The sequence below is a fragment of the Lentzea cavernae genome, assembly GCF_014653695.1.
GTDB classification, from domain to species: domain Bacteria; phylum Actinomycetota; class Actinomycetes; order Mycobacteriales; family Pseudonocardiaceae; genus Lentzea; species Lentzea cavernae.
Genome location: NZ_BNAR01000020.1, coordinates 110,236 through 132,675, shown reverse-complemented (window position 1 = coordinate 132,675; position 22,440 = coordinate 110,236). Strand labels below are relative to the sequence as shown.

Annotated in this window: 21 protein-coding genes; 8 read left to right on the top strand and 13 right to left on the bottom strand. The window is 70.3% G+C overall.

The window, feature by feature from the left end; translation table 11 throughout:
- Positions 1-672, bottom strand: a 672-nt coding sequence (locus tag IE307_RS40360) for an adenosylhomocysteinase (RefSeq protein ID WP_191304754.1), incomplete at its 3' end; no start/stop codon positions are given.
- Between the two features lie 98 nt (positions 673-770).
- Between IE307_RS40360 and IE307_RS40355 the strand changes: the two genes are divergently transcribed.
- The 3 genes from IE307_RS40355 to IE307_RS40345 all read left to right on the top strand — a co-directional run bounded on the left by IE307_RS40355 (position 771) and on the right by IE307_RS40345 (position 6,652).
- Entirely contained in the window at positions 771-3,167 is a 2,397-nt protein-coding gene (locus IE307_RS40355; RefSeq protein WP_191304753.1) for a hypothetical protein, read from the top strand.
- Between the two features lie 2,056 nt (positions 3,168-5,223).
- Entirely contained in the window at positions 5,224-6,105 is an 882-nt protein-coding gene (locus IE307_RS40350; RefSeq protein WP_191304752.1) for a cyclase family protein, read from the top strand.
- A gap of 22 nt (positions 6,106-6,127) precedes the next feature.
- Positions 6,128-6,652, top strand: coding sequence for a GNAT family N-acetyltransferase (locus IE307_RS40345; protein WP_191304751.1), 525 nt, complete (start codon positions 6,128-6,130; stop codon positions 6,650-6,652).
- Here IE307_RS40345 and IE307_RS40340 read toward each other — a convergent pair.
- The gene (locus IE307_RS40340; RefSeq protein ID WP_229905542.1) at positions 6,645-7,223 is read right to left on the bottom strand and encodes a TetR/AcrR family transcriptional regulator; all 579 of its coding nucleotides are present in this window, start codon (positions 7,221-7,223) and stop codon (positions 6,645-6,647) included. The genes IE307_RS40345 and IE307_RS40340 overlap by 8 nt on opposite strands.
- Before the next feature lie 77 nt (positions 7,224-7,300).
- On the opposite strand from IE307_RS40340, the gene IE307_RS40335 reads away from it, so the two are divergent.
- The gene (locus IE307_RS40335; protein ID WP_191304749.1) at positions 7,301-7,780 is read left to right on the top strand and encodes a DUF2975 domain-containing protein; all 480 of its coding nucleotides are present in this window, start codon (positions 7,301-7,303) and stop codon (positions 7,778-7,780) included.
- Positions 7,780-8,001, top strand: coding sequence for a helix-turn-helix domain-containing protein (locus IE307_RS40330; RefSeq protein ID WP_191304748.1), 222 nt, complete (start codon positions 7,780-7,782; stop codon positions 7,999-8,001). Before IE307_RS40335 ends, IE307_RS40330 begins: the two co-directional genes overlap by 1 nt.
- Here the strand turns inward: IE307_RS40330 and IE307_RS40325 are convergent.
- Positions 7,993-9,228 carry a glutamate mutase L gene (locus IE307_RS40325; RefSeq protein WP_191304747.1) on the bottom strand — a complete coding sequence of 412 codons (1,236 nt, stop codon included), beginning with the start codon at positions 9,226-9,228 and terminating at the stop codon, positions 7,993-7,995. The genes IE307_RS40330 and IE307_RS40325 overlap by 9 nt on opposite strands.
- Before the next feature lie 17 nt (positions 9,229-9,245).
- On the opposite strand from IE307_RS40325, the gene IE307_RS40320 reads away from it, so the two are divergent.
- Positions 9,246-9,854: a hypothetical protein gene (locus IE307_RS40320; protein WP_191304746.1), complete on the top strand. Its 609-nt coding sequence runs from the start codon at positions 9,246-9,248 to the stop codon at positions 9,852-9,854.
- Here IE307_RS40320 and IE307_RS40315 read toward each other — a convergent pair.
- From IE307_RS40315 to IE307_RS40280, 8 genes are all read right to left on the bottom strand, one after another.
- Entirely contained in the window at positions 9,851-10,306 is a 456-nt protein-coding gene (locus IE307_RS40315) for a MarR family winged helix-turn-helix transcriptional regulator (RefSeq protein ID WP_191304745.1), read from the bottom strand. The two genes, IE307_RS40320 and IE307_RS40315, sit on opposite strands and share 4 nt — an antisense overlap.
- Before the next feature lie 25 nt (positions 10,307-10,331).
- The gene (locus tag IE307_RS40310; RefSeq protein WP_191304744.1) at positions 10,332-11,867 is read right to left on the bottom strand and encodes an amino acid permease; all 1,536 of its coding nucleotides are present in this window, start codon (positions 11,865-11,867) and stop codon (positions 10,332-10,334) included.
- 154 nt (positions 11,868-12,021) lie between these two features.
- On the bottom strand, positions 12,022-12,945 hold the full coding sequence (locus IE307_RS40305) for a cation diffusion facilitator family transporter (protein ID WP_191304743.1): 924 nt from the start codon (positions 12,943-12,945) through the stop codon (positions 12,022-12,024).
- 41 nt (positions 12,946-12,986) lie between these two features.
- Positions 12,987-14,201, bottom strand: coding sequence for a mannose-6-phosphate isomerase, class I (manA, locus tag IE307_RS40300; protein ID WP_191304742.1), 1,215 nt, complete (start codon positions 14,199-14,201; stop codon positions 12,987-12,989).
- A gap of 19 nt (positions 14,202-14,220) precedes the next feature.
- Positions 14,221-15,285 (bottom strand): SIS domain-containing protein, encoded by a 1,065-nt coding sequence (locus IE307_RS40295; RefSeq protein WP_191304741.1) that lies wholly within the window; start codon positions 15,283-15,285, stop codon positions 14,221-14,223.
- A gap of 5 nt (positions 15,286-15,290) precedes the next feature.
- Complete coding sequence (locus IE307_RS40290; protein ID WP_191304740.1) at positions 15,291-15,491, bottom strand: Trm112 family protein; 201 nt, start codon at positions 15,489-15,491, stop codon at positions 15,291-15,293.
- A gap of 12 nt (positions 15,492-15,503) precedes the next feature.
- Positions 15,504-16,856: a phosphomannomutase/phosphoglucomutase gene (locus IE307_RS40285; RefSeq protein WP_191304739.1), complete on the bottom strand. Its 1,353-nt coding sequence runs from the start codon at positions 16,854-16,856 to the stop codon at positions 15,504-15,506.
- A gap of 84 nt (positions 16,857-16,940) precedes the next feature.
- Complete coding sequence (locus tag IE307_RS40280) at positions 16,941-17,300, bottom strand: DUF3499 domain-containing protein (RefSeq protein WP_189154299.1); 360 nt, start codon at positions 17,298-17,300, stop codon at positions 16,941-16,943.
- Positions 17,301-17,393: 93 nt separating this feature from the next.
- On the opposite strand from IE307_RS40280, the gene IE307_RS40275 reads away from it, so the two are divergent.
- The gene (locus tag IE307_RS40275; RefSeq protein WP_191304770.1) at positions 17,394-17,837 is read left to right on the top strand and encodes a metallopeptidase family protein; all 444 of its coding nucleotides are present in this window, start codon (positions 17,394-17,396) and stop codon (positions 17,835-17,837) included.
- 37 nt (positions 17,838-17,874) lie between these two features.
- On the opposite strand, the gene IE307_RS40270 is transcribed toward IE307_RS40275, so the two are convergent.
- Both IE307_RS40270 and IE307_RS40265 read right to left on the bottom strand, forming a co-directional pair.
- Positions 17,875-21,045 (bottom strand): glycosyltransferase family 2 protein, encoded by a 3,171-nt coding sequence (locus tag IE307_RS40270; RefSeq protein ID WP_191304738.1) that lies wholly within the window; start codon positions 21,043-21,045, stop codon positions 17,875-17,877.
- Positions 21,046-21,084: 39 nt separating this feature from the next.
- On the bottom strand, positions 21,085-21,390 hold the full coding sequence (locus IE307_RS40265; RefSeq protein ID WP_229905541.1) for a WhiB family transcriptional regulator: 306 nt from the start codon (positions 21,388-21,390) through the stop codon (positions 21,085-21,087).
- A gap of 245 nt (positions 21,391-21,635) precedes the next feature.
- Between IE307_RS40265 and IE307_RS40260 the strand changes: the two genes are divergently transcribed.
- Positions 21,636-22,391, top strand: a complete 756-nt coding sequence (locus tag IE307_RS40260) for a site-2 protease family protein (RefSeq protein WP_191304737.1) — start codon at positions 21,636-21,638, stop codon at positions 22,389-22,391.
- Positions 22,392-22,440: the final 49 nt, after the last annotated feature.

The window sequence follows — 22,440 nt, the reverse complement described above, 5'->3', positions numbered from 1 at the left end:
GGCGGCGGCCAGCTGGTACAGGCGCATGACGCCCGTCGTGGTCTCCTCGGTGACGCCGCGGATGTCCTCGGCGATGTTCGTCCACTTCTTGCCGTCCTTCTCGAGCGACGCGCGCAGCGTGTCGAGAACGATGGTCCACTCTTCCGAGTCGTCTTCCGAGGCGGGCGGGACGACGCCCGCGGCCTCGTACTGGACGCCCTTGTGGACGAGCAGGGTGGCGTCGCCACCGTCGTCCAGGATCATGTTCGGGCCCTTGCCGTCCGGCCAGGTGAGCATCTGCTCGGCCGTCCACCAGTACTCCGGCAGGGTCTCGCCCTTCCACGCGAAGCAGGCGACGCCCTTGGGCTCCTCCTCCGTGCCGTGGGGGCCGACGACGACGGCCGCGGCCGCGTGGTCCTGCGTCGAGAAGATGTTGCAGGAGGCCCAGCGCACCTCGGCGCCCAGGTCAACCAGGGTCTCGATGAGGACGGCCGTCTGGATGGTCATGTGCAGCGAGCCGGAGATGCGGGCGCCCTTGAGCGGGTACGCCCCGGAGTACTCGCGGCGGAACGCCATGAGGCCGGGCATCTCGTGCTCGGCCAGGCGGATCTCCTTGCGGCCGAACTCGTGGAGCGACAGGTCGGCCACTGCGAAGTCGATGCCGTTGCGGGTCTGCAACCGGTCCGCGGTCATTACGAAGTCCTCCAGGGCACTTCAGAGAGGGTGTCGTCCGACCATACCGCCCGCTGATGCACCACTATGTCCCCCACGTTGGGTGAGGGAGGTCTCGGGTGTTGATTGCCGGCCCGGACACACGTGTCGTCGAACTGCGCGTGCACGGCGTCCAAGGAACGACGCCGCAGACGCTCGTCGACGCCGTTGCGGCCGTGGACGTCGCGGGAGACGGTCTCGGGCGCATCGTGCGCCCGGCGGACAGACTCCGCCGGCCCGCGCCCGGACCAGTGTTGCAGACCGAGGGCCGTCCCATCCCCCGCGTGGTCGAGGGGTATCTGTGGGGCGGGATGACGTCCGGCGGTGTGGCCAAGGCCACGTGGGCGCTGCTCTTCCCGTTCAGCATCGCGAACGTCGCGCACTGGATGCTGCCGCCCGTCCCCGAGCGGAACCTGCCCGCCCACCTGCTCGGCATCGGCCTGCGGTCGCTGCTGCGGGTGTTCGCGCTGCTGCTGACGGCGTTGCTCGTCGCGCAGATCTCGGTGGTCAGCCTGGACCTGCTCGCCGCCCAGTGCCTCCGTCCCGGTACTGCGTGTTTGACCAGTGTTCCGGCGGACGTGCGCACCTTTCCCTGGTTCCGGACGTTCCTCGGGCTGTTGCCGATCCTCGTGGTGATCGCGGTGATGAGGCGCATCTCGCACGTCGAGTGGCGGATCGAGCGCAAGGAGATCGCGGACGCCGAGGAGCAGGAGAGGCAGCCGTCGTCCGGACTGCCCGGCGCGCACGTCGCGACTGACCCGGACACGCCGGCGTTGCGGTCGCTGCACGTCGTGGCGGCGCTCGCGATGACGGCGCTGATCGCCCTGGGCGGGCCGTTGAAGCAGCTCACGGCCTCCGGTGGCATGGGCGTCGCGATCACGGCCGCCTGGACCGCGTCCCTCGTGCTCATCGGCGTGGCCGTGCTCGGCGTGCTGCTGCTGGACGACCCCACGGGCGGTGCGCCTCATCGCGGCGGACGGTGGTTGCGCGCGGCGCTGAGCCGCAAGCCGCGGCGGGTGCTCCTGGTGATCTCCGTGCTGCTGGTGCTGACGACGCTGGGGCTGCAGGAGCAGCTGCCGTTGCGGGTGCCGGGTGCGGACGTGTCCGTGCAGGTCGTGGCGTTGCTGATGGCGTTCGTGCTGGTGTTGTTCGGGTTGCTGCTGATTCCTGCGGCCCTGCTCGCGCGCGGGGGCTGGAAGTCGCTGCCGCGTGAGCTGCGGCCGTGGGCGGGTGGCTGGTTCGCGGCGCCGGTGCTGGCGGTCGGCGGGCTGCTCGGCGGTGGTTTCGGCGCCGGGGTGGCGTTGCCGGTGCGCAAGGCGCTGGGCTCCCAGCTGCAGCTGCCGGTCGGCTACCACTACATCACCCTGTTGTGGGGTGTAGCCGGTGTGCTGGCGGTGCTGAGCACTCTCGCGGTCGCGTCGTTCACCGGCGCCGTGCGGTGGCGGGCGTTCCGCAAGGGCAAGGTGTGGGCGCGTGAGGCCTCGTTGCTGCACTCCGGCCGGATGCGCGACCTCCGCACCGCGACGCGGGCGTGGTGGTGGGCGCGCTGGGAGCGCAACCACGGCCACCACATGATCATGATCGTGGCGTCCGTGCTGGTGCTCGGCGCCGTGCTGGCCTCCCTGCTGCGGCTGCGGAACGTGCCGCCGGCGTCGTGGACGGACCCGTTCTCGGCTTTCGGCGTATTCGTGCTGGGCCTGCTGGCCGTGTCGTTGCTTCGGGCCGTGTACCTGGCGGCGCGGCAGCCCGAGTCCGGGCGGCGGCTCGGGATCATCGCGGACATCGCGCAGTTCTGGCCGCGCGAGGCGCATCCGATCGTGCCGCCCTGCTACGCGCTGAAGGTCGTGCCTGAGCTCGTCGCCCGCGCGCAGGACCACCTGCGCGACCCCGGCACGCGGGTCGTCCTGTGTGGACATTCGCAGGGATCTCTGCTGGTCGCCGTCGCGGCGGCCCGGTTGCTCGAGGAGCTCCCCGAGCACGACCGCGAGCGGATCGGGCTGCTGACGGCCGGTTCGCAGCTGCAGTGGGCCTACCCGCGGGCGTTCCCCGCCGTGGTGCCGCACTCGTCGCTGGCGCGGCTGGCCGGTGGGCTCGACGGGCGCTGGCGCGCGCTGTGCCGGGGCACGGACCCGTTGGGCGGCGCGGTGACGACGTGGCGGCGGCAGGTCTTCGACGGCATGCTGCTCGGCGTCGGTTACCGGGACGACGGCTCGGAAGGCGCGCTGGCACCGGCGTTGCGCGGGCCGACGGGGGCGTTGGTGCTGGGCGGCGACCACTGGCTGCCGGATCCGCAGCGGGGACCGTTCCCCGGACGGCGGTGGCGGTCGGGGGTGTCGGGGCACGCGGACTACACGTCGGACCCGGAGTGGGACCGTGCGGTGGCGATCGCGGCGGGACTGCTGCGGGTGGACGCGCCGGAGGCACCTCCGTCGCCGTTCGCGCGCAGGCCCGAGATGAGGTCTCGCGACGTGCTCTGACGGTTTTCGCGGTCCCACAACGACTCCGTGAGCTGCGCGATCGCCTTGTCCCGGTGCCGCCGGAAGGTGTTGAACGACAGGTGCAGTGAGGCGGCGACCCGTTCCTGGACGCCGATCGGGTGCAGGAACGTCCGGTCGATCAACTCGCTGAAGCCGGGCTTCAGCGCGGCGGCGGCGTCGGTGAGCAGCTCCCGCAGGGTGTCGGCGGGTGCGCCTGCTGCCCGCCGGACCATCCGCGACTGCAGGAGAGGATTCGACCGGAGCAGTTCCGGCGTGTGCAACGTGCGCAGTGCGGCGCGGACGGCTTCAGTGAACTCCGGCCTGGAGAGCCCTGCCTCGTCCAGGACCGGACGGCCCGTCTGACGGGCGTGCAGCAGCTCGGTGTACTCCGCGACCCCGGTCCGGCGCCAGTCGTGCGCGAACACCGGGAACCGCGATCCGCCGGCGGTGTGGTCGCCGACCGCCCGGAACCCGAGGGACTCCAGGGCGGGCGTCCACAGCTCGCCGTCGCCGAACGCGCCCACGAGGCTCCACGCCGTGTCGTCGCCGAGCAGGATGACGTCCAGCATCTGCCAGGCGACGAACAGCGTCAGCGACGGCGACGGGCGTTGCCCGTGGTCGCGGTCGAGGAAGAAGCGCCAGGCGCGCACCCGTTCGCCGGCGCGCGGTGGCCCGTGTTTCTCGGCGTGCTCCCACATCGCGTCGGCACCGGGGTCCGCACCGAGGTCGGCCTCGGTCAGGTCCAGGCACGCGCCGAACCCGCGGGGTTCGCCGGTCTCGGTGCGGAAGACGCGGAAGGCCTCGGGCCGGCGGCGCATCCAGTGCGCCACCAGCTCGGCCTGCTCGGCCCCCTGCCACCGCGCGGTCATGGCGACGACCGAGGTGCGATCGCCGTCGGTCAGGGCGTCGGCGTACGTCCGCATCGTCGGCGGCAGCGAGGCCAGCGCGGCGAACTCGGAGCGGGCGCCGTTCAACGCGACGGTCAGCACCATCAGGTCGAGCTGCTCCCGTTCGGTCGCCGCCGCCCGGACCTGGCCCTGGAACACGGTGAGCTTGCGGCGGAACAGGTCGGCGTACCGGCCGGGGTCGCGCCAGCGGAGGTCGGCGACGAGGGCGTCGCGGACCACGTCGTGCGGGTGCAGGCCGTAGGGGGTCTCGTCGACGAACACCTGCGTCCGCAGCCAGGCGAACAGTTCTCCGGCGTCGTCGCCGGTCATCGAGCGCAGCACGTCCTCGGTCGTGACGAGCACCAGCGCGCACACCTCCAGCGCCGTGCGGTGGCGGGCGCTCGGGACCTCGCCGATCAACTGCGTCAGCAACCCGCCCGCCCCGCCGGGCAGGTCCGCGAGGGAACGCGGCTCGACGCCCCGGCGCACGGCGTCCACGACCATCGACAGGGTGAGGGGGTGGCCGCGGCTGATCTTCAGCAACTGCTCGTGCGACTCGGCGGGAACGTCCTGGGAGGTCAGGTACGCGAGGCCTTCCGCCGCCGACAGGTTGCCGAGCGCGACTACCCGCATCACCGTCCGCCAGGCCGGGTCGGCCCGCCACCGCGGTCCGGGGCCCCGCCGGCCGGCGATCACCACCAGGCAGGACGCCGGGAGCGACGGCAGATAGTGCTCGCGGACCCAGTCGTCGAGCGGTTCCAGCAGCTCGTACGTGTCGATCAACAGGACCGCCGGCTCGTCGCCGGTGGGGACGGGCAACGCCTCCCGCCCGAGGGTCAGGTGGCGGGCGTCGACCCGGACCGGGGCGAGGCCCTTCTCGGTGGCGATGCCGGCGAACACGTCGAGCAGCGCGCTCTTGCCCACCCCGCCCGGTCCGTGCACGAAGAGCACGCCGGGACCGCCCAGCGCCTCCCGGAACACCGCGACCTCCTCGTCGCGACCGGTGAAGGAGCACCGCCGCAACTCCCGCAGGGTGTGTCCGAGTGAGGGCATGCACCCGACACTAACCAACCGCTGCCCACCGGATCTGGGCACCGGATGGGCTGTCGGCCGCGCGCCGGCACGGTGACGATCTTGGGGAAACCGCCCTGTCAGTGGAGGAAGTCATCATGGATCAGAGCCCTGCCGAGTTCCCGAGCAACTGGGGACGCTGGGGTGACGCGGACCAGCTCGGCACCGTCAACCTGATCACCGCGCAGGCCCGTGCGCGCGGTGCTGCGCAGGTGCGCACGGGACTGTCGGTCTCACTGGCCCGCGAGACCCCGGCCGCGCCGCTGTTCGGCGGGCCGATGGCCGCGTTGCAGGCGGACACCACGGGCGTGCAGACGATCATGTCGTTCACCGGTGCGGCGCCGATGGCGATGGCCGAGCTGATGCTCGTCACGACGCACCACCCCGAGGTCACGCACCTGGACGCGTTGTCGCACATGGTCGTCGACGGGCAGGTCTACCCCGGAATCGCGCTGGCCGAGAGCTCCGGGCCCGCGGGAGTCGTCCACGGCGCCGCGGACGTGTTCGCCGGCGGGATCGTGACCAGGGGTGTGCTGCTCGACCTGGCCCCCGGCGGCAAGCTGGCCGACGGGCACGCCGTCACCGCCGACGACCTGGAGGCCGCGGCGGAACGGGCAGGCGTCGTGGTGGAGTCCGGTGACGCCCTGGTGGTGCGGGCGGGCTGGGACCGGGTTCCCGATCACGGCCGGGCGCTGCCGGGGATGACCTCGGGCGCGGTGCGGTGGATGCACGAGCGTGAGATCTCCATCTACGCCGGGGACATCGGTGACGCGTCGCCGCCGGTGAAGGACGACGTTCCCGGCGCGTTGCACCGCTTGGGACTCCTCCGGCTCGGTCTCGTGTTGATCGACGGCGCCCGGGCCGAGGAACTCGCCGCGGTCTGCGCGGAGCAGGGCCGTCACACGTTCCTGTTCGTGGCAGCGGTTCCCCGCATCCTCGGCACCACGGGCCTGCCGGTTAATCCACTGGCCGTGTTCTGACCCGGCTCCTAGTCTCCTGCCCATGCTGACCGGTGATCTCGTCCGACTGCGTCCCGTCGAGCCGGAGGACGCCGACGCGTTGCACCGCTGGCACAACGACGAAGAAGTGATGCGGTGGCTGCACAGCTACTACCACTCGTCGTTGGCGTCGACTCGCAAACGCTTCAGCGACCGCAAGGAGAACTCCTACGAGAGAGTCACCTTCTGCATCGAGACGCTGAAGGACGGCAAGCTGATCGGCGTCGTCGTGCTGCGGGACGCCGACCCGGTCAACGCCCGCGCCGAAGTCGACATCTACATCGGCGAGAAGGACCACTGGGGCGGTGGGTACGGCACCGACGCGCTGCGCACGATCTGCCGCTACGGGTTCGACACCATGCGCCTGCACTCGATCGAACTCGGTGTGGTGGAAGCGAACGAGCGCGCGATCAAGTCGTACGAGAAGGTCGGGTTCCAGGTCGACGGGCGGTACCGGCATTCGTTCTTCCGCGACGGCGAGTGGTACGACTCGCTGCTGATGTGCGTGTTGAAGGACGAGCTCACCTGAGGGCCGGCGCGAGGTGGCCGATCGCCTCGCGCAGGTGCTCCTCGACCGACGTCGCCGAGACCACGACCAGTCCGGACGGGCGAAGGTCCACCCAACGTTGCACGGCGAGGCGCGCGGCCGCTGACACGGCGGCCGCGAGCACTTCCGCGCCCAGCCGGTCCTTGCCGAGCCTCGCGGCGATCACGTCCGCGATCGGCGGTTCCATCGAGGACACCGAGTCGAGGTAGGCCTCGCGCAGCGACGGGGTCGAGGTGATCAGCGCGAGGGCCTCGGTCGGCGGCTCGCGGTACTGCTCGGCGAACGCGGCGATGATCGAGTCGGCCAGCGGTTCGCCGGACGGCCTGCGCTGCAACGCTTCGGCGACCTGGAGGGCGCGGGTCGCCGTGATGCCGGCGACGATCGCGTGTTCGCGGCTCGGGAAGTAGTTGTTGTAGGTGCGCGGGGAGACGTTCGCCGCCTCGGCGATCTCGTCGACCCGCACCTCCTCGACGCCCTTCTGCAGGGCGAGCCTCAGCGCGGCGGCGGACAGCGCCGCTCGGGTCTCTGACTTCTTGCGCTCCCGCAGTCCCACGCCAATCACTCTAGAGACCTGTTGCAGGGCGATCACTACCGATTGACTTTCGATAGATCACTACCGATACTCGATGCATGATTTCTGAACGTTGGGCGGTGACGGCACTCCGGGTCTTCCTGGTGGCGCTGTTCGGGATCCTGGTCGTGCTGGAGACGTTGTCGTTGCCCGGTCAGTACGCGTACATGGCGCAGCAGAACCCGGAGGAGGCCTACCTGAGGTGGCCTTCGACGATCGTGTCGGTGTTCTGGGTGGTGTGCGTGCAGGTGGTGATCGTGGCCACCTGGAAGCTGCTCACGTTGGTGCGCAAGGATCTGATCTTCACCGATGCGTCGATCAAGTGGGTGAACGTGATGGTCTGGGCGATCGCCGCGGCGTGGGTCGTGCTGGTGGGGGTGTTCCTCTGGGTCGGGTTCAACGCCGACGACCCCGGCGTGATCGTGCTGTTCTTCCTGTTCACGTCGGCGGTGTCCGTGGTCGGGCTCGTGCTGGTCGTGATGCGGGCGCTGCTCAAGCGCGCCACCGACCTGCGCTCCGACATGGAAGCGGTGATCTGATGGCCATCGTCGTGCGCATCGACGTCGAGCTGGCCAAGCGCAAGATGAGCGTCGGCGAGTTCGCGGAGAAGGTCGGGCTGACCCCCGCCAACGTCGCCGTGCTGAAGAACGGGCGCGCCAAGGCCGTGCGGTTCAGCACCCTGGAGGCCATGTGCCGCGTGCTGGAGTGCCAGCCCGGCGACCTCCTCGAGTTCGTCGAGGACGACGAGGAATCAGCCTAGGGTTTTCGCCAGTCGGCCGGCGGCCTCGAGCCGCCCCGACTCGGCGAGCAGGCCCACCGGCGCCAGCACGTAGTCGCGGTCGACGGTGATCTCGGCGGACTTGAGCACCGGCCGCAGCACCGGATCGCCGCGGAGGGCCTCGACGATCGGCCCGATGTCCGGCGTGTGCCGGAAGACCCCGCCCGACAGCACCAGCAACCCCGCGCCGTGCGGTCCGAGCTGGCCGTCGACCTGCCTGAGGTGCCGTCGCACGGCCAGGATCGCCGCGAACGACGCCAGCTTCACGTCCACCGCCGGGTCGTCCGCGAGCCAGTCGACGTTCTCGGCGCGGAACCGCGCCTCCTCGGTCAGGTCCTCGGTGGTGAGGCGTTCGGTCAGCGCCTCCTTGACCACTCCGGGCGCGGACCAGCGCATGCCCAGATCGCCTTCCACGGTACGGCGATCGGGCGGCAGCGCGACCGTCCTCTCCAGACCCTCACTGTCCACAGTCGACACCGCCGAGTACACGTCGGTGGTCGCTCCGCCCACGTCCACCACGAGCACGGCACCTTCGCGGTCCTGTTGTGCCAGCCGGGAAACCCCCGCCAGCACGGCATCCGGCGTCACGGCCCTGACCAGCTGCCGGAACCGCGGACCTCGCGACAGGCCCTTGCCGCCGATCACGTGCTGCAGGAACGCGGCGCGGATCGCCTTGCGCGCCGGTTCCGGGGCGAGCTGACCGACGTCCGGCAGCACGTTCGGGCAGGCCACGACGGTCCGCTTCGCCAGCAGTCGCAGTGCTTCCGGCTGCGCCTCGACGTTGCCCGCCAGCACGATCGGCACGGCCACCCTCGCGAGCTTCGAGGCGTTGTGCAGCAGGACCTTCTGGTCGCCGCCGTCGGTGCCGCCGACGAGCAGGATCAGGTCTGGGGTGGCTGCGCGGAGTGCCTTCACGTCGACCGGGCCCGCGCTGACGTGCACGACCTTGGCGCCGGCGCTCAGTGCGACCCGGTAGCCCGCTTCGGCGCTGACCACGCGTTCCTGGCCGACGACCGCCAGCCTGAGGCCGCCTCCGGCCGAGGAGCACGCGAGGATCTCGCCGTCGCCGACCTCTTCGCGCAGCGCGTCGATGCCCCGCAGCACTTCCGGCGGGGTGGTCGGGTGCTGTCCGGTCCTGACCAACTCGCCCTCGGGAGTGACAAGCGCGGCCTTGGTCCAGGTGGAACCGACGTCGAGGCAGAGGATCACGGGGTTAGCTTGCCATCATGAAGCTCACGCCCAAGGTGATCCTCGAAGGCACGCGGCTGACCGGCAAGACGGATCTGGCGTTCGCGTTGAACGAGCACCCCCGTCTGGTCGGCCACCGCCGGTACCGCTACCACTCGCCGTTGATCTCGGCGGAGTGGAGCGGGTTCAGCAACGAACCGTGGGGCCGCGGGCTGATCGACTTCGCCCCGGAGGAGACCGCGCACGCGATGGAGACCTACGAGACGTGGGTGCGGATGTTCGAGCTGCAGCGCTACTACTCGTGGATCGTCGACCGGTTCCACCTGTCCACGTTGGCGTACCAGGCGCGGCAGGGACGTGAGTTCGACTTCGGCTGGCTGGAGAAGCGGCTCGAGCCGCTGAACTTCGCGATCGTGCTGTGCACCCGGCCCGAGGACACGTTCGGAGAGGCGAGGGAGGAGAGGCTGAAGATCAGCGCGAACCCGGAGCAGTACGTCTCGCTGGAGCCGTTCGTCGAGGAACAGCACCAACTCCGCGAGCTCGCGGCGAAGTCGGTCCTGCCCGTCTTCGAGTTCGACGTGACCACGCACGGGCCCGACGACGTGGCTGCGTGGCTGGACGAGCGAGGCCTGCTGACGCTCCCCTAGTCGTCCGCCTTCTCGTGCACGACCTTCATGAACGCCCCGAGCTGCGCGAGCTGCTCCGGCGTGAAGAGGTCGATCAGGTACTCGCGGACCGTCCCGACGTGGCCGGGAGCGGTGGTGCGCAGCATGTCCTTGCCCGCGTCGGTGAGCACGGCGAGGATGCCGCGCTCGTCGGACTCGTGCGGCTCTCGCCGCACGAGTCCCGCCTTCTCCAGCTTGCCGATCTGGTAGGTCAGCGAGCTCTTCGACACCACGACCCTGCGCGCCAGCTCGGTCATGCGCATGCGGTTGTCCGGCTGCTCGGACAGCACGATCAGCACGTTGTACTGCGCGTGGCCGAGGCCCGCGTCGCGCTGCAACTGCTGTTCGATCTGCCTCTCGAGGAGGTGGTACGCCTGGACGAAGTGGTGCCAGGCGTCCGACTCCTCTTCGGAGAGCCACCGCGCGTTGTCCATGGTGCGCAGGTTAGTTGGTGAAGAGCTAAAGGCCCGGCTCTTCGCCTCGCTTGACCACCGGTTCGGGCTCGACCGCGCCCTCACCCCGCTTGCCCAGCACCGAGTTCCGCCTGCTGTAGACGAAGTAGACGACGACGCCGAGCGCCATCCAGATGAGGAACCGGATCCACGTGAGGGCGGTCAGGTTCAGCATCAGCCACAGGCAGGCGAGGATCGCGAGGATCGGCACGAACGGCACGAGCGGCACGCGGAAGCCGCGCGACAGGTCGGGCCGCGTCTTGCGCAGCACCATCACGCCCGCGGAGACGAGGATGAACGCGAACAGCGTGCCGACGTTCACCATCTCTTCGAGCTTGCCCGCCGGGAAGAAGCCGGCGGCGATCGACACCAGCACACCGATGATGATCGTGATGCGCGTCGGCGTGCCGTGGCTGCCGGTCTTCGCGAGCTTGCGCGGCAGCAAACCGTCGCGCGACATCGCGAACAGCACGCGGCTCTGGCCGAGCATCAGCACCATGACGACGGTGGTGAGACCGGCGAGCGCGCCGACCGAGATCACCGTCGCCGCCCAGTCAACCCCGTTCTGCGCGAACGCGCTCGCGAGCGTCGCGCGCGTGCCGTCCGGCTGGGTCGCGAGCTCCTTGTACGGAACCATGCCGGTGATCACCAGTGTGACGGCGACGTAGAGCACCGTGACGATGGCGAGCGAGCCGAGGATGCCGCGCGGCACGGCCTTCTGCGGGTTCTTGGTCTCCTCCGCCGTGGTCGCCACGACGTCGAAGCCGATGAACGCGAAGAACACGATGGACGCCGCCGCCAGCATGCCGAGCACGCCGTACGTGCTGCCCGAGTAGCCGGTGATCAGGGAGAACAGCGACTGCTCCACGCCCGTGTGCGCCGCGGGGCCACCTTCGGCGGCCGGCGGGATGAACGGGGAGTAGTTCTCGGCCTTGATGTAGCTGATGCCGAGCACGATCACCAGCAGCACCACCGCGACCTTGATGGCCGTGATGACCGCGCTGACCCGCGAGCTCAGCTTCGTGCCGATGACCAGCAACACGGTGAGCACCCCGACCAGGAGCACCGCGCCCCAGTCGAACTTGATGCCGTCGCCGACCTCGGTCTTCACGTCGAGACCCATGAGCCCCAACGTGGTCTGCAGGTACGCCGACCAGCCCTTGGCGACCGCGGCCGAGCCGACCGCGAACTCCAGCACCAGGTCCCACCCGATGATCCACGCGGCGAACTCGCCGAACGTCGCGTAGGAGAAGGTGTACGCGCTGCCCGCCACCGGCACCGTCGAGGCGAACTCGGCGTAGCACAACGCGGCCAGCGCGCAGGCGATCGCCGCCAGGACGAAGGACAGCGAGACCGACGGCCCCGCGATGTTGCCCGCGGTGCTCGCGGTGAGCGTGAAGATGCCGGCACCGATGACGACCGCGACACCGAAGACCGTGAGGTCCCATGCCGTCAGGTCCTTGCGGAGCTTGGTGCCCGGCTCGTCCGTGTCAGCGATCGACTGCTCGATCGACTTCGTGCGCCACAACCCGTTTCCCGGCATGGTGCATTCCTCCCTGATGGAACCCGATTCGGCCCACCCTAGAGGTATCCACCACGTGAGACGTCCATAGCTGTTCACCGGCGGTTTGTCCGGTGTTCTGTCCTGGGAACGACGAAGCCGCCCCGGGCAGTGGCCAGGGCGGCTTCGGTGAAGATCAGGAGCTGGCGACCGTCGACCGGTCCAGGTCCGGCTCCAAGTAGATCAACCGGGCGTGCGGCACCTTGTTGCGCACCCGCTGCTCGGCGTCGTTGATCGCCTGCGCCACCTCGTCGAGCGGCAACCTCGGCTCCAGCGCGATCTTCGCCGCGACGAGCATCTCGTCGGGGCCGATGTACTGGGTCTTGATGTGGATGACGCGCTGCACCTTGCCGGCGGCCAGCTCGTCGATGATGACGTCGAGGTCCTTGTCGGACGCGCCCTCACCGATCAGCAGCGACTTCATCTCGATGATCAGGATGATCGCGATGACGCCCAGCAGCACACCGATGGCGACCGTGCCGAGCGCGTCGAAGACCGGGTTGCCGGTGATCGTCGCGAGACTGACGCCGATCAGGGCCAGCACCAGGCCGATCAGGGCGCCCGCGTCCTCCAGCAGCACGACCGGGAGCTCCGGCGTGCGGGAGTTGCGGATGAACTGCCACCAGGTGGCGTCGCCCTTGATCTTCTTCGACTCGACGATCGCGGTGTAGAAGCTGTAGGACTCCAGGCCGATCGCGACGACGAGGATGCCGACCGCGACGAGCGGGCTGGAGAGGTCCTCCGGGTGCTGCAGCTTGTGGATGCCCTCGTACAGGGCGAACACCGAGCCGAGCGTGAAGAGCATCAGCGCCACCACGAACGACCAGAAGTACCGGTCGCGGCCGAAGCCGAACGGGTGCAGCTTCGTCGCCCTGCGCTGGGCCGTCTTCTGGCCGAGCAGCAACAAGCCCTGGTTCGACGTGTCGGCGACCGAGTGCACCGACTCGGCGAGCATCGACGACGAGCCGGTGATCAAGAATCCGATGAACTTGGCCACCGCGATACCGGCGTTCGCCACCAATGCCGCGACGATCGCCTTGGTCCCGCCCCCTGCTGACACGCCTGTCTCCTCGCAACCAGTCCGGTTTGTCCGGCCGAACCTTAGTCTGTTCCGGCCGTGGCGCGGAAAAGTTCAGCGGATTCGACACCATCCGGTCGGACGGTCACCGCCGGGTCGGACGCGGGGAGCCACACGGACTCACCGCGCGCCAACCGCAACTCCTCACCACGCGCGTTCGTGAGTACCACGGCGCCCCCGGTGCAAATCATGATCTGCGGGCCTTCGTGGTCGATCCGCGCCTCGCGGGCCAGGTCCAACCTGGACAGTTCGAACTCCGGCGCGGGCGTGCGGTACACGCGGACGCCCGGCTGGACCTCCTCGCCCAGCAGCACTTCCATGTCACCGCAGGTGAAGTCGAGCACGCGCAGCAGTTCCGGCACGTCGACGTGCTTCGGCGTGAGACCGCAGCGCAGGACGTTGTCCGAGTTCGCCAGGATCTCGATGCCCGTGCCCCGCAGGTACGCGTGCAGGTTGCCGGCGGGCAGGTGGATGGCCTCGCCCGGCTGCAGCACGATCCGGTTGAGCAGCAACGCGGCGAGCACGCCCGCGTCGCCGGGGTAGGACTCGCCCAGTTCCAGGATCGTGCGGCACTCCAGGTCGAACTCGCCGTGCTCCTTCACGTGCAGCACGCACGCGTCCAGGACCTGCGGGAGCAGCACCGACAGCGACGTCTGCGGCAGCGTGATCAGCATCGTGAACAACGCGCGCAGGCCCGACGAATCCGGCTGTGCGACCAGCATCTCGGTGTACGGGGCCAGAGCGGGAGCGTCCAGCGTGCGCAGGAACGACACCGTCCGCGACGGTTCGCGGAAGCCCGCCAGGGCGTGGAACTCCGTCAGGGCGCAGACCAGTTCCGGCTTGGCGGCCGGGTCCTTGTAGTTGCGCACCGGGGAGTCGAGCGGCACACCGCGGTGCTCCTCGGCGGCGAAGCCCTCGGCCGCCTGCGACGCGGACGGGTGCGCCTGCAGGCTCAGCGCCTCCTCGGCGGCGAGCACCTTGATCAGGAACGGGAGCCTGCCGCCCCACCTCTGCGCCACGCGATCGCCGAGCTGGCCGTCCGGGTTCGCGGTCAGCAGGTCGAGCAACGAGCGTTCGACGCCGTCCTCGCCGAGCACGCGGGACGGGTCGCCGGGATGGGCGCCCATCCACAGCTCGGCCTCGGGATGGGGTGCGGGCACCTCCTTCCCGAGCAGCTCGGCGATGGCCGTGCGTGAACCCCACGCGTACGGCCTCACCGCGTTGTGCAGCAGGTCCACTTCTGAGTCAGCTCCCCAATCAGTACGGGTTGCCGCCGAGATTTCCGGCGGCGAGCCCGAGGTACAGCGCGGCCAGTTCGAAGCGGAGCGCGAGGAGCGCGGCGGTGACCGCGTCGCCTCCCGCCACCTCGACGGCCGGCTCCAGCACGTCGGCTCCCGGCAGGGCGTCCTCGGCGGCGTGCCGCACGGCGTCGGCCACCGGGCCCTGGCGCACGGCCAGCAGCAGCACGCGCACGAGTCCGCTGCCCGGCTCGTCGTCCGGGTCCGCGAAGAGGTCCGCGCCCGAAGTCCCCTGCACCGCGCGGCGGTGCAGGACCGAGCGGGTCATCGCCTGCTGGTACCCGGCGACGTCGCAGGCGACCCCGGCGAACGTGGCCAGCACGTTCGCGCCGTGCGCGCCGACCGACGTGGCGACCTCGTCGAGGCCCCACAGCAGCGGCGTGCGGTCGGCCACCCGCAGCGCGAGCGACTTCGCCGGGTTCACGAACGACTCGTGCATCGGATGGTCGCGCTCGGCCTCGCGGTCGAGCTCGTCCGCGATCAGTTCGACGTCGGCCTTGAGCAACCCCAGCGAGTGCAGCACAAGCAGCCACGCGGCGAGCGCGCGCGGGAAGCTGAAGCCCGGCGGCACGTCGACGCGGGGCGGCAGCAGCACGGCGCGACCGGCGGCGGCCGCGGCGATCGGACCGGAGTCCGGCGCCGTCAGCAAGGTCCTGGCGCCCCGGCGGACCGCCCTGTCGATCGACACGGCGAGATCCCGGTCACCCGGGTCCTCGGTGTGCGCGAGCACCACGTCGAGGGCGCCGACCCACGGCGGCACCTCGTCGGCCACCACGACCGGCACCGCGCAGCCGGGGCCGAGCAACGCCATGACGACGCCCGCGACCGCGACCGAGTGGCCCGGCCGGGTGATGAGCACCACCGCGCGCGGGCGGTCGGAGAAGATCCGCTCCACCCCCGCCTCGGCCGCGGCCTCGGCGGTGGAACGGACCTGCGCCCCCGCACGGGCGGCGGCGCGCAGCCAGCCACCCGTGTCGGCGTCGGCGAGGCGGTTCGAGTCGTCGAGCAGCGTGTCGTCGAGCACCTACGTCACCCAGCCGGCGGCGGCTCGACCGCCTCGTCCAGCAGCAGCACCGGGATGCCGTCGCGCACCGGGAACGAACGACCGCACGCGGTGCACGTGAGGAAGTCGGCCTCCGGATCGGTTGGCGTCCCGACCTGCAGCGGCGCGTGCTCAGGGCACGGGCAGGCGAGGATCTCCAGCAACTGCTCTTCGAGCTTGACGGCCACGGTGTTCTCTCCTCAGGCCCGCACGATCGCGAGGACCTCGTCGCTGAGCGCGGCGACGGCCTCGGGGGTGGCGGCTTCGACGTTCAGGCGCAGCAGCGGCTCGGTGTTCGAGGCCCGCAGGTTGAACCACGACCCGTCCGCCAGCTGCACGGTGAGACCGTCCAGCTCGTCGATCGTGACGCCGTCCTTGGAGCCGTACGCGTCCTTGATGGCGGCGATCCGGCCGGCCTGGTCCTGCACCGTCGAGTTGATCTCACCGGAGGCGGCGTAGCGGTTGTAGACCGAGGTCAGCGCGGACAGCGGGCCGTCCTGCTCGCCGAGCGCGGCCAGCACGTGCAGCGCGGCCAGCATGCCGGTGTCGGCACGCCAGAAGTCGCGGAAGTAGTAGTGCGCGGAGTGCTCGCCACCGAAGATGGCGCCGGTCCTGGCCATCTCCTCCTTGATGAACGAGTGGCCGACGCGCGTGCGCACGGGCTTGCCGCCGTGCTCCTTGACGATCTCCGGCACGGCGTGCGAGGTGATCAGGTTGTGGATGACCGTGCCGCCGGGGTCCTTCGCGAGCTCGCGCACGGCCACCAGCGCGGTGATCGCGGACGGGCTGACCGGGTCGCCGTTCTCGTCCACGACGAAGCAGCGGTCCGCGTCGCCGTCGAACGCGACACCGGCGTCGGCGCCCTCGGCCTTCGTGCGGGCCTGCAGGTCGACGATGTTCTTCGGGTCGAGCGGGTTCGCCTCGTGGTTGGGGAAGCTGCCGTCGAGCTCGAAGTACATGGGGATCACCTCGATGGGCAGGCCCTCGAAGACCTGCGGCACCGTGTAGCCGCCCATGCCGTTGCCCGCGTCCACGACGATCTTGAGCGGGCGGATGCTCTTCAGGTCGACCAGCTGGTTCAGGTAGGCCGCGTAGTCGACGAGCATGTCGCGCTCCTCGAACGTGCCCGGCTCGACGCCCTCGGCGTCGGGGACCTGGTTCTCGGCGTCCTCGCGGATCTGGCCGAGACCGGTGTCCTGGCCGACCGGCGACGCGCCCGCGCGGCACATCTTGATGCCGTTGTACTGCGCCGGGTTGTGGCTCGCGGTGAACATGGCACCGGGCAGGTCGAGCTTGCCGGACGCGAAGTACAGCATGTCCGTGCTGGCCAGGCCGATGCTGATGACGTTGACGCCCTGCGCCTGCGCACCCTCGGCGAACGCGCGCGAGAGGCCGGGCGAGGAGTCGCGCATGTCGTGGCCGAGGACGATGGTGGGCCCGCCGACGAGGCGCGCGAAGGCGGCGCCGAAGTCCCGGACCAGGCCGGCGTCCAGCTGTTCGCCGACCACCCCGCGGATGTCGTACGCCTTGACGATGCCGGACAGGTCACGCACGCCGCACACTCCCAGGGAACTCGCTCTTGACGGCCACTGGTCGAGCAGCCTACCGGCGAGAAGATTAGTGGTGCGTGTGGTCGTTCAGTCCTCGTGCGGATCAGGCAGTACCCGCAGGTGCCCACGCCTGTGGGAGCCCGCAGGCACGTCGGGCAGCTTCGGGCTCACATCAGCCCGCCCAGCTTCCCTCACGGCCTCGGCCAACGCCGTCAGGTCGTCCACAGTCGGCTCGGGCGCCGCGAACTCACCCTGATGCCTCACGACCTCCCAACCACGTGGAGCCGTGAGCCGCAACGCGTGCTCCTCACACAGGTCGTAACTGTGTGGCTCGGAGTACGTGGCAAGCGGCCCGACGACCGCGGTGGAGTCCGCATAGGCGTAGGTGAGCGTGGCGACAGCCGGGTTAGCACACCCGGTTCGCGAGCACCGTCTCACGCTCCGCACGATCCGGGACGATAGCGCGTCCACGGGAGGCTGTGTGTGAGGCACGCTGTGTTTAGTCGCCGGGGGCAGCAACTAGGCTGCTCGGTTGTGGTGATGGCACGGGGTTCACAACGGCAGAATTCGCCGCGGCGGCGCAACCGCGACCGGCACGGCCGAGGCCTGCGCGGGCCCCTGTACCCGGCCACCCTCCCCGCGGCCCGCTCCCGGGCCGAACGCTTCGACGCCCTGGTCATCGAGGCCCTCGAACCGATCGAGACCCGCTGGCGCACCGAGCTCACCCAACTCGACGTGGCCGTCGACGACGTGCCGGAAGTGCAGGTCGAGGGCGAGGACGGCGTCGTGGAGGACGGCAACGTCCCCCTCGCGCGCCTGCTGCCCGCGGGCTCGGACAACCGTGCCCGGATCGTTCTCTACCGCCGCCCTCTCGAGGCCCGTGCGAAGGACGGCGGCGACCTGGCCGACCTGGTCCACGACGTGCTGGTGGAGCAGGTGGCGAACTACCTGGGCCTGGACCCGGACGTGGTGGACGAGGGCTGAGACCCCTCTCACACCGCGCAGCCCCGGTGGGCAGCGACTAGGAACCCTGCGCGCCCTTCCGTCGAGTGGGCACGGCCGTCAGCAGCGTGAACAACAACGCCGCCGCCTGCCCCAGCAGCAGGAAGTCGCGCAGCGTCGTGCTCATCGACACCCGGACCTCGGCCCCACCGGAGGGCAAAGGCGCTCCGACCAGGTGGCCCCAGGCCCGCACCACGGGCACCCGCACCCCGTCGACGGACACCTGCCACCCCGGCTCGTCCTCGGCGGCCAGCACCAGCACCCGCCCCTCCCCGCCGGGCGACACCTTCACCGCCACCTCGGGCAGCGTCACGTTCACGGGTGCCACCCCATCGGCTGACACCGAGTCCGGCGGTTCCCCACCGGTCCGGGCGCGGCGAGCCAGGTCCGGTGCCAGCAACACCCCGGTGTCCGCGGTCAGCCGCATCCGCAGCACCGGCCGTCCGTCGGTGGCCCGTGGCGCATCGGAGACCAGCTCCCCCGCGGCCGCCCGGACCTTGCCGGCGATCTCGTCCGAGGGCAGCACGACGAACGACACCCCGGAAGCAGCCGCCTGGGCCAACGTCATCTTCACGGCAGGAGGGGCCCCCTCCAGCAACGAGGAGTTCCACCGGCGCAACCGGGCCGGCGACGACGCGGTGGGCACGAGGTCGTCGTCCCCGAACGCGGGCATCCGGCCCGCGACCTGACGTGCGGGCGACCCGAGGATCAGCACCGAACGCCCGGAGCGCTCCAACTCGGCCGTGAGCGACGTGTTCAACGCCACCCCGCCACCGGCCTTCAACGGCCCGGACCGCAGGTCCAGCAACCCGGCCACCCCAAGACTGGCCAGCGTCACCACGCCCACGACGTACACGGTCCGCCGAACCCGAGCCAGCCGCGCGATGCCAGGCGGCACTCCGCGCTGGCACCCGGCGAGCACCACGCACACGAGCCCCCACGCGAGGATCACCAGCGGCGTTCCCGGCCAGGCCCCGACCGCGGACACCGCCGCCAAAGCCCCGATCGCCAGCACGATCACCAACAGCCCGGGCAGCATCAGCACGCTCGGCCGCAGCACCGCGGCAGCGAACCCGGCCGCCACGAAGACCGAGCACACGATCAGGTTCGGCGGCGGCGACTCGAAGGCGGCGCCCAGGCCGTTCAACACCATTTCCGGGTGCTGCAACAACACGGCGGGCCACGGCAGAAGCAACGCCATCGGCAGCAAAACGATGGCGAACAGGGCCGCGATCCGGCGCGCACCGCCCGTCACCGCCACGAAGCCGGCCAGGGCGCCCACGATCACCACGACGTGCGTCAACGGCGAGAAAGCGCCCAGCACGGCGACGCCGATGGCGGTGCCGGACGCCATGGGCAACCAGGCGTGCGTGGACGACGCGCGCAAGACGGCGTAGACGCCGGCGAAGACCACGGGCGTGACGATGTGCACGACGACGACGTCCAGGCGGCCTTCGGACACGGCCGTTGTCGCGACGGGCAGCAGGCCGTAGAAGGCGGCGACCACCGCGCGCACGGAGCGCCGTACGCGCAAGCCGCGTGACGCGATGTAGGCCGACAACGCGGCGAGGGGGATGTCGCCGAGCAGGAGAAGAGCGACGGCGAACGACGGGCCGCCGGGGATCAGGCCCAGCACGGCCAGTGCGGCGGGCGCGGGGGCCGCGGTACCGCCGAAGACCGGGTGCCAGGACGACAGGTAGGTCGACCAGACCGACCCCGCCGAGCCCACCGGCAGCAGCCGGCCGCCGGCGAGGTCGAGGCCGAGGCGGGGCCAGTTCGCGATCAGCGCGACCGCGGACAGGCTGAGCAGCAGCAGGACCGGGGGCGCGAGCAGCAGGGAGCGCAGGACGCGCGACTGGTCGACCTCGACGAAGACCACGCCCGGCGAGGCGCGCGGGCCCGGAGACGGGCGGGGGCGCGGGGACGGGCGCAGGGCGCCGGGCAGCGCGGCGTCCACGGAGACGACGACGGGCGGGCGGCGCAGGCCGGCGACGCGGGGGCGGCCGCGCGAGGCGCCGGCGGGTAGTGCCGACGGGCCGACCGGGCGTGAGTCCACTTCGGACGGTTCGAGCCAGGTCGCGCTCGCATCGGTTGCGGGCAAACGACCCAGTGCGGCGTCGGCCTCGACCCGGCGGCGGATCAGGAAGGTGGCGCCGGCGCGGATCGCGTTGCGCAGCCGGGTGAGTCTGCTGGTGAAGAGGCCGCGGACGACGGCGGAGCCCTTGCGCGCGCGGCGGCCTTCGAGCAAACGGCCCCGCGTCAGCAGGTAGCGGGCGGCGCCGACCTCGGCGTGTGCGTCCGCGAAACGCCGGAGGAGCAGGAAGCCGAGGGCGCGCAGCAGCGACAGGAACAGCAGCCGCGGAACTCCGACGAGAAACGATGTTCTGGAACAATTGACCAAGAAAGTGCGCATGCCGTGCGCGCGGTCGACGCCACGAAATGACGGACCGGGCCGTGCCATCGCCGCGTCCAAACGGCGTGCGCCTTTAGTTGCGGCGCGGGCATGTCGCATGCGTGCGACCGGTACGCACAGGACCAAATGACCTGAGCGATTAGCGCGCCAGCCGAAGTCGAGATCATCTCGCAGCAGCGGCATCGCTTCGTCGTAGCCGCCGAGGCAGTGCCAAACCTCACGTTTGATCAACGAACCCGCTGACGAGACGGCGAGAACCTCGGTGCTCTGCTGAAACGATGCGGAATGTTCGGCCGAAGACAGCCCAGTCTGTCGATGTCCTGAAGAATCCGTCGACAGACCTGCCTCGACGACCAGACGAGAATCCACCCAATCGAGGCACAGCGGACCCAGTACGGCGACCGACGGCGAGACCTCGGCCGCGGTCAGCAGTGCGGCCAGGCAGTCCGGTTCGGGAGCGCTGTCGTCGTGCAGCAGCCACAGCCACCTGCCCGGATCGCCCCACCGTTCGACGGCGTGCTCGACGGCGATGCGCACGGCGGTGCCGAAACCCGTGCCCCTCGGCGCGCTCAGCACGCCGTCCAGCAGATCTCCGGCTTCTGCCAGGACTTCTGCCGTCCGGTCCGATGACCCGGTGTCGACCGCGATCACGTGCCGCGGAAGGATTCGCTGGCGCCGCAAGGCAGACAGCGCCGTGCTGAGCCACTGGTCGCCGTCGTGGCAGACCAGGACGCACAGCACCGGCGCTGTCCGGAGCCTCGGGTGAGGACTTGTCACGTCCTCAAGTTAAGGCAGAAAGATCACGCTTCTGTCTGACTAGACGGCTCGCTTCTTCAACTTGCGGCGTTCTCTCTCCGAGAGTCCGCCCCAGATGCCGAAGCGTTCGTCGTGCTGGAGCGCGTACTCCAGGCACTCCGAACGAACCTCGCAGCCCAGGCAGATGCGCTTGGCCTCCCGAGTCGAACCACCCTTTTCGGGGAAGAACGCCTCCGGATCCGTCTGGGCGCAGAGCGCACGCTCCTGCCAGTCCTGCTCGTCGGCAGGGTCGAACAGGTACGACAGCTCGCCCTGCACGACCGGCTGCGCGACGTGATCTTCTTCGAGCTCTTCGAATTCCTGCATTTCGTCCGCCTCCTCGCCTTCCGCTCTCCCCGGTTGGCGGACGCCAGACGCCGTTCCCACAACGACGAATGACACCGATGTGATTACACCTGCGTCACAGCGGGCGGTCAAGCGGAGTCCACACGTCGGGGGATATTCCCGCAGATGGCCGCAAAAACCTTGACGGACCGCACGGACAGTGATTCATGTGTTGCAACCCGTCCTCGAACGGCCCACAAGGCCAGTCGACACGCCACACTGGAGGGGTGAAGCGATCAGCGGTTCGCCCCAGCCCACTGTTCCTCGGCCTGCTCGCGGCAACCGCCGCCGGAGCCGCCCTCACCCTTCTCGAGGGTGACGCCGCCATCATCTCGGGCACCATCCTGTTCGTACTCGCCGGGTGGGCGGTGACGCTGTGCCTGCACGAGTTCGGGCACGCCGCCGTCGCGTACAAGGGTGGCGATTTTTCGGTACGTGACAAGGGTTATCTGACTCTCGACATCCGTCGTTACACCGACCCGGTGCTCAGCATCGTCCTGCCGCTGGTGCTGCTGGTCATGGGCGGAATCCCCCTTCCGGGTGGTGCGGTGTGGATCAACCACCACGCCCTCCGGTCGAAGAAGATCGAGTCGTTGGTCTCACTCGCGGGCCCGCTGTCGAACCTCGTGATCGGCGTCCTGCTCGCGCTCGTCGTCGCGATCTTCTCGCCGCCGGCCGCACTGGCCTCCGCGATTTCGTACCTTGCTTTGTTGCAGGTGTTCGCGTTCGTGCTCAACATCCTGCCGATCCCCGGTCTGGACGGCTGGGGCGCGATCGAGCCGTTCCTGCCGTACAGCGCCCAGCGGTTCGGCGCGAAGGCGCGGCCGTGGGCGCCGCTGGTGCTGTTCGCCGTCCTGATCGGCTTCAGCGCGGTCAGCCAGGTGTTCTTCGACGTGTCGACCGCGCTGTTCCAGGCCGTCGGCGGCGAGCCCGGCTACGCCTACGCCGGCTCGGCCGCGTTCTCGTTCTGGCGCTACCTGTAGGGGCGGATCGGCTGCAGGGGCGGATCGGCGCTGTGGAAGCATGGGCGGG

Bases quoted from the DNA above. Each gene is read 5' to 3' on its own strand.
- IE307_RS40320 (WP_191304746.1), top strand. From the start codon at position 9,246: ATGAAGCTCACGCCCAAGGTGATCCTCGAAGGCACGCGGCTGACCGGC.
- IE307_RS40345 (WP_191304751.1), top strand. From the start codon at position 6,128: ATGCTGACCGGTGATCTCGTCCGACTGCGTCCCGTCGAGCCGGAGGAC.
- IE307_RS40330 (WP_191304748.1), top strand. From the start codon at position 7,780: ATGGCCATCGTCGTGCGCATCGACGTCGAGCTGGCCAAGCGCAAGATG.
- IE307_RS40335 (WP_191304749.1), top strand. From the start codon at position 7,301: ATGATTTCTGAACGTTGGGCGGTGACGGCACTCCGGGTCTTCCTGGTG.
- IE307_RS40350 (WP_191304752.1), top strand. From the start codon at position 5,224: ATGGATCAGAGCCCTGCCGAGTTCCCGAGCAACTGGGGACGCTGGGGT.
- IE307_RS40275 (WP_191304770.1), top strand. From the start codon at position 17,394: ATGGCACGGGGTTCACAACGGCAGAATTCGCCGCGGCGGCGCAACCGC.
- IE307_RS40265 (WP_229905541.1), bottom strand. From the start codon at position 21,390: ATGCAGGAATTCGAAGAGCTCGAAGAAGATCACGTCGCGCAGCCGGTC.
- IE307_RS40310 (WP_191304744.1), bottom strand. From the start codon at position 11,867: ATGCCGGGAAACGGGTTGTGGCGCACGAAGTCGATCGAGCAGTCGATC.
- IE307_RS40315 (WP_191304745.1), bottom strand. From the start codon at position 10,306: ATGGACAACGCGCGGTGGCTCTCCGAAGAGGAGTCGGACGCCTGGCAC.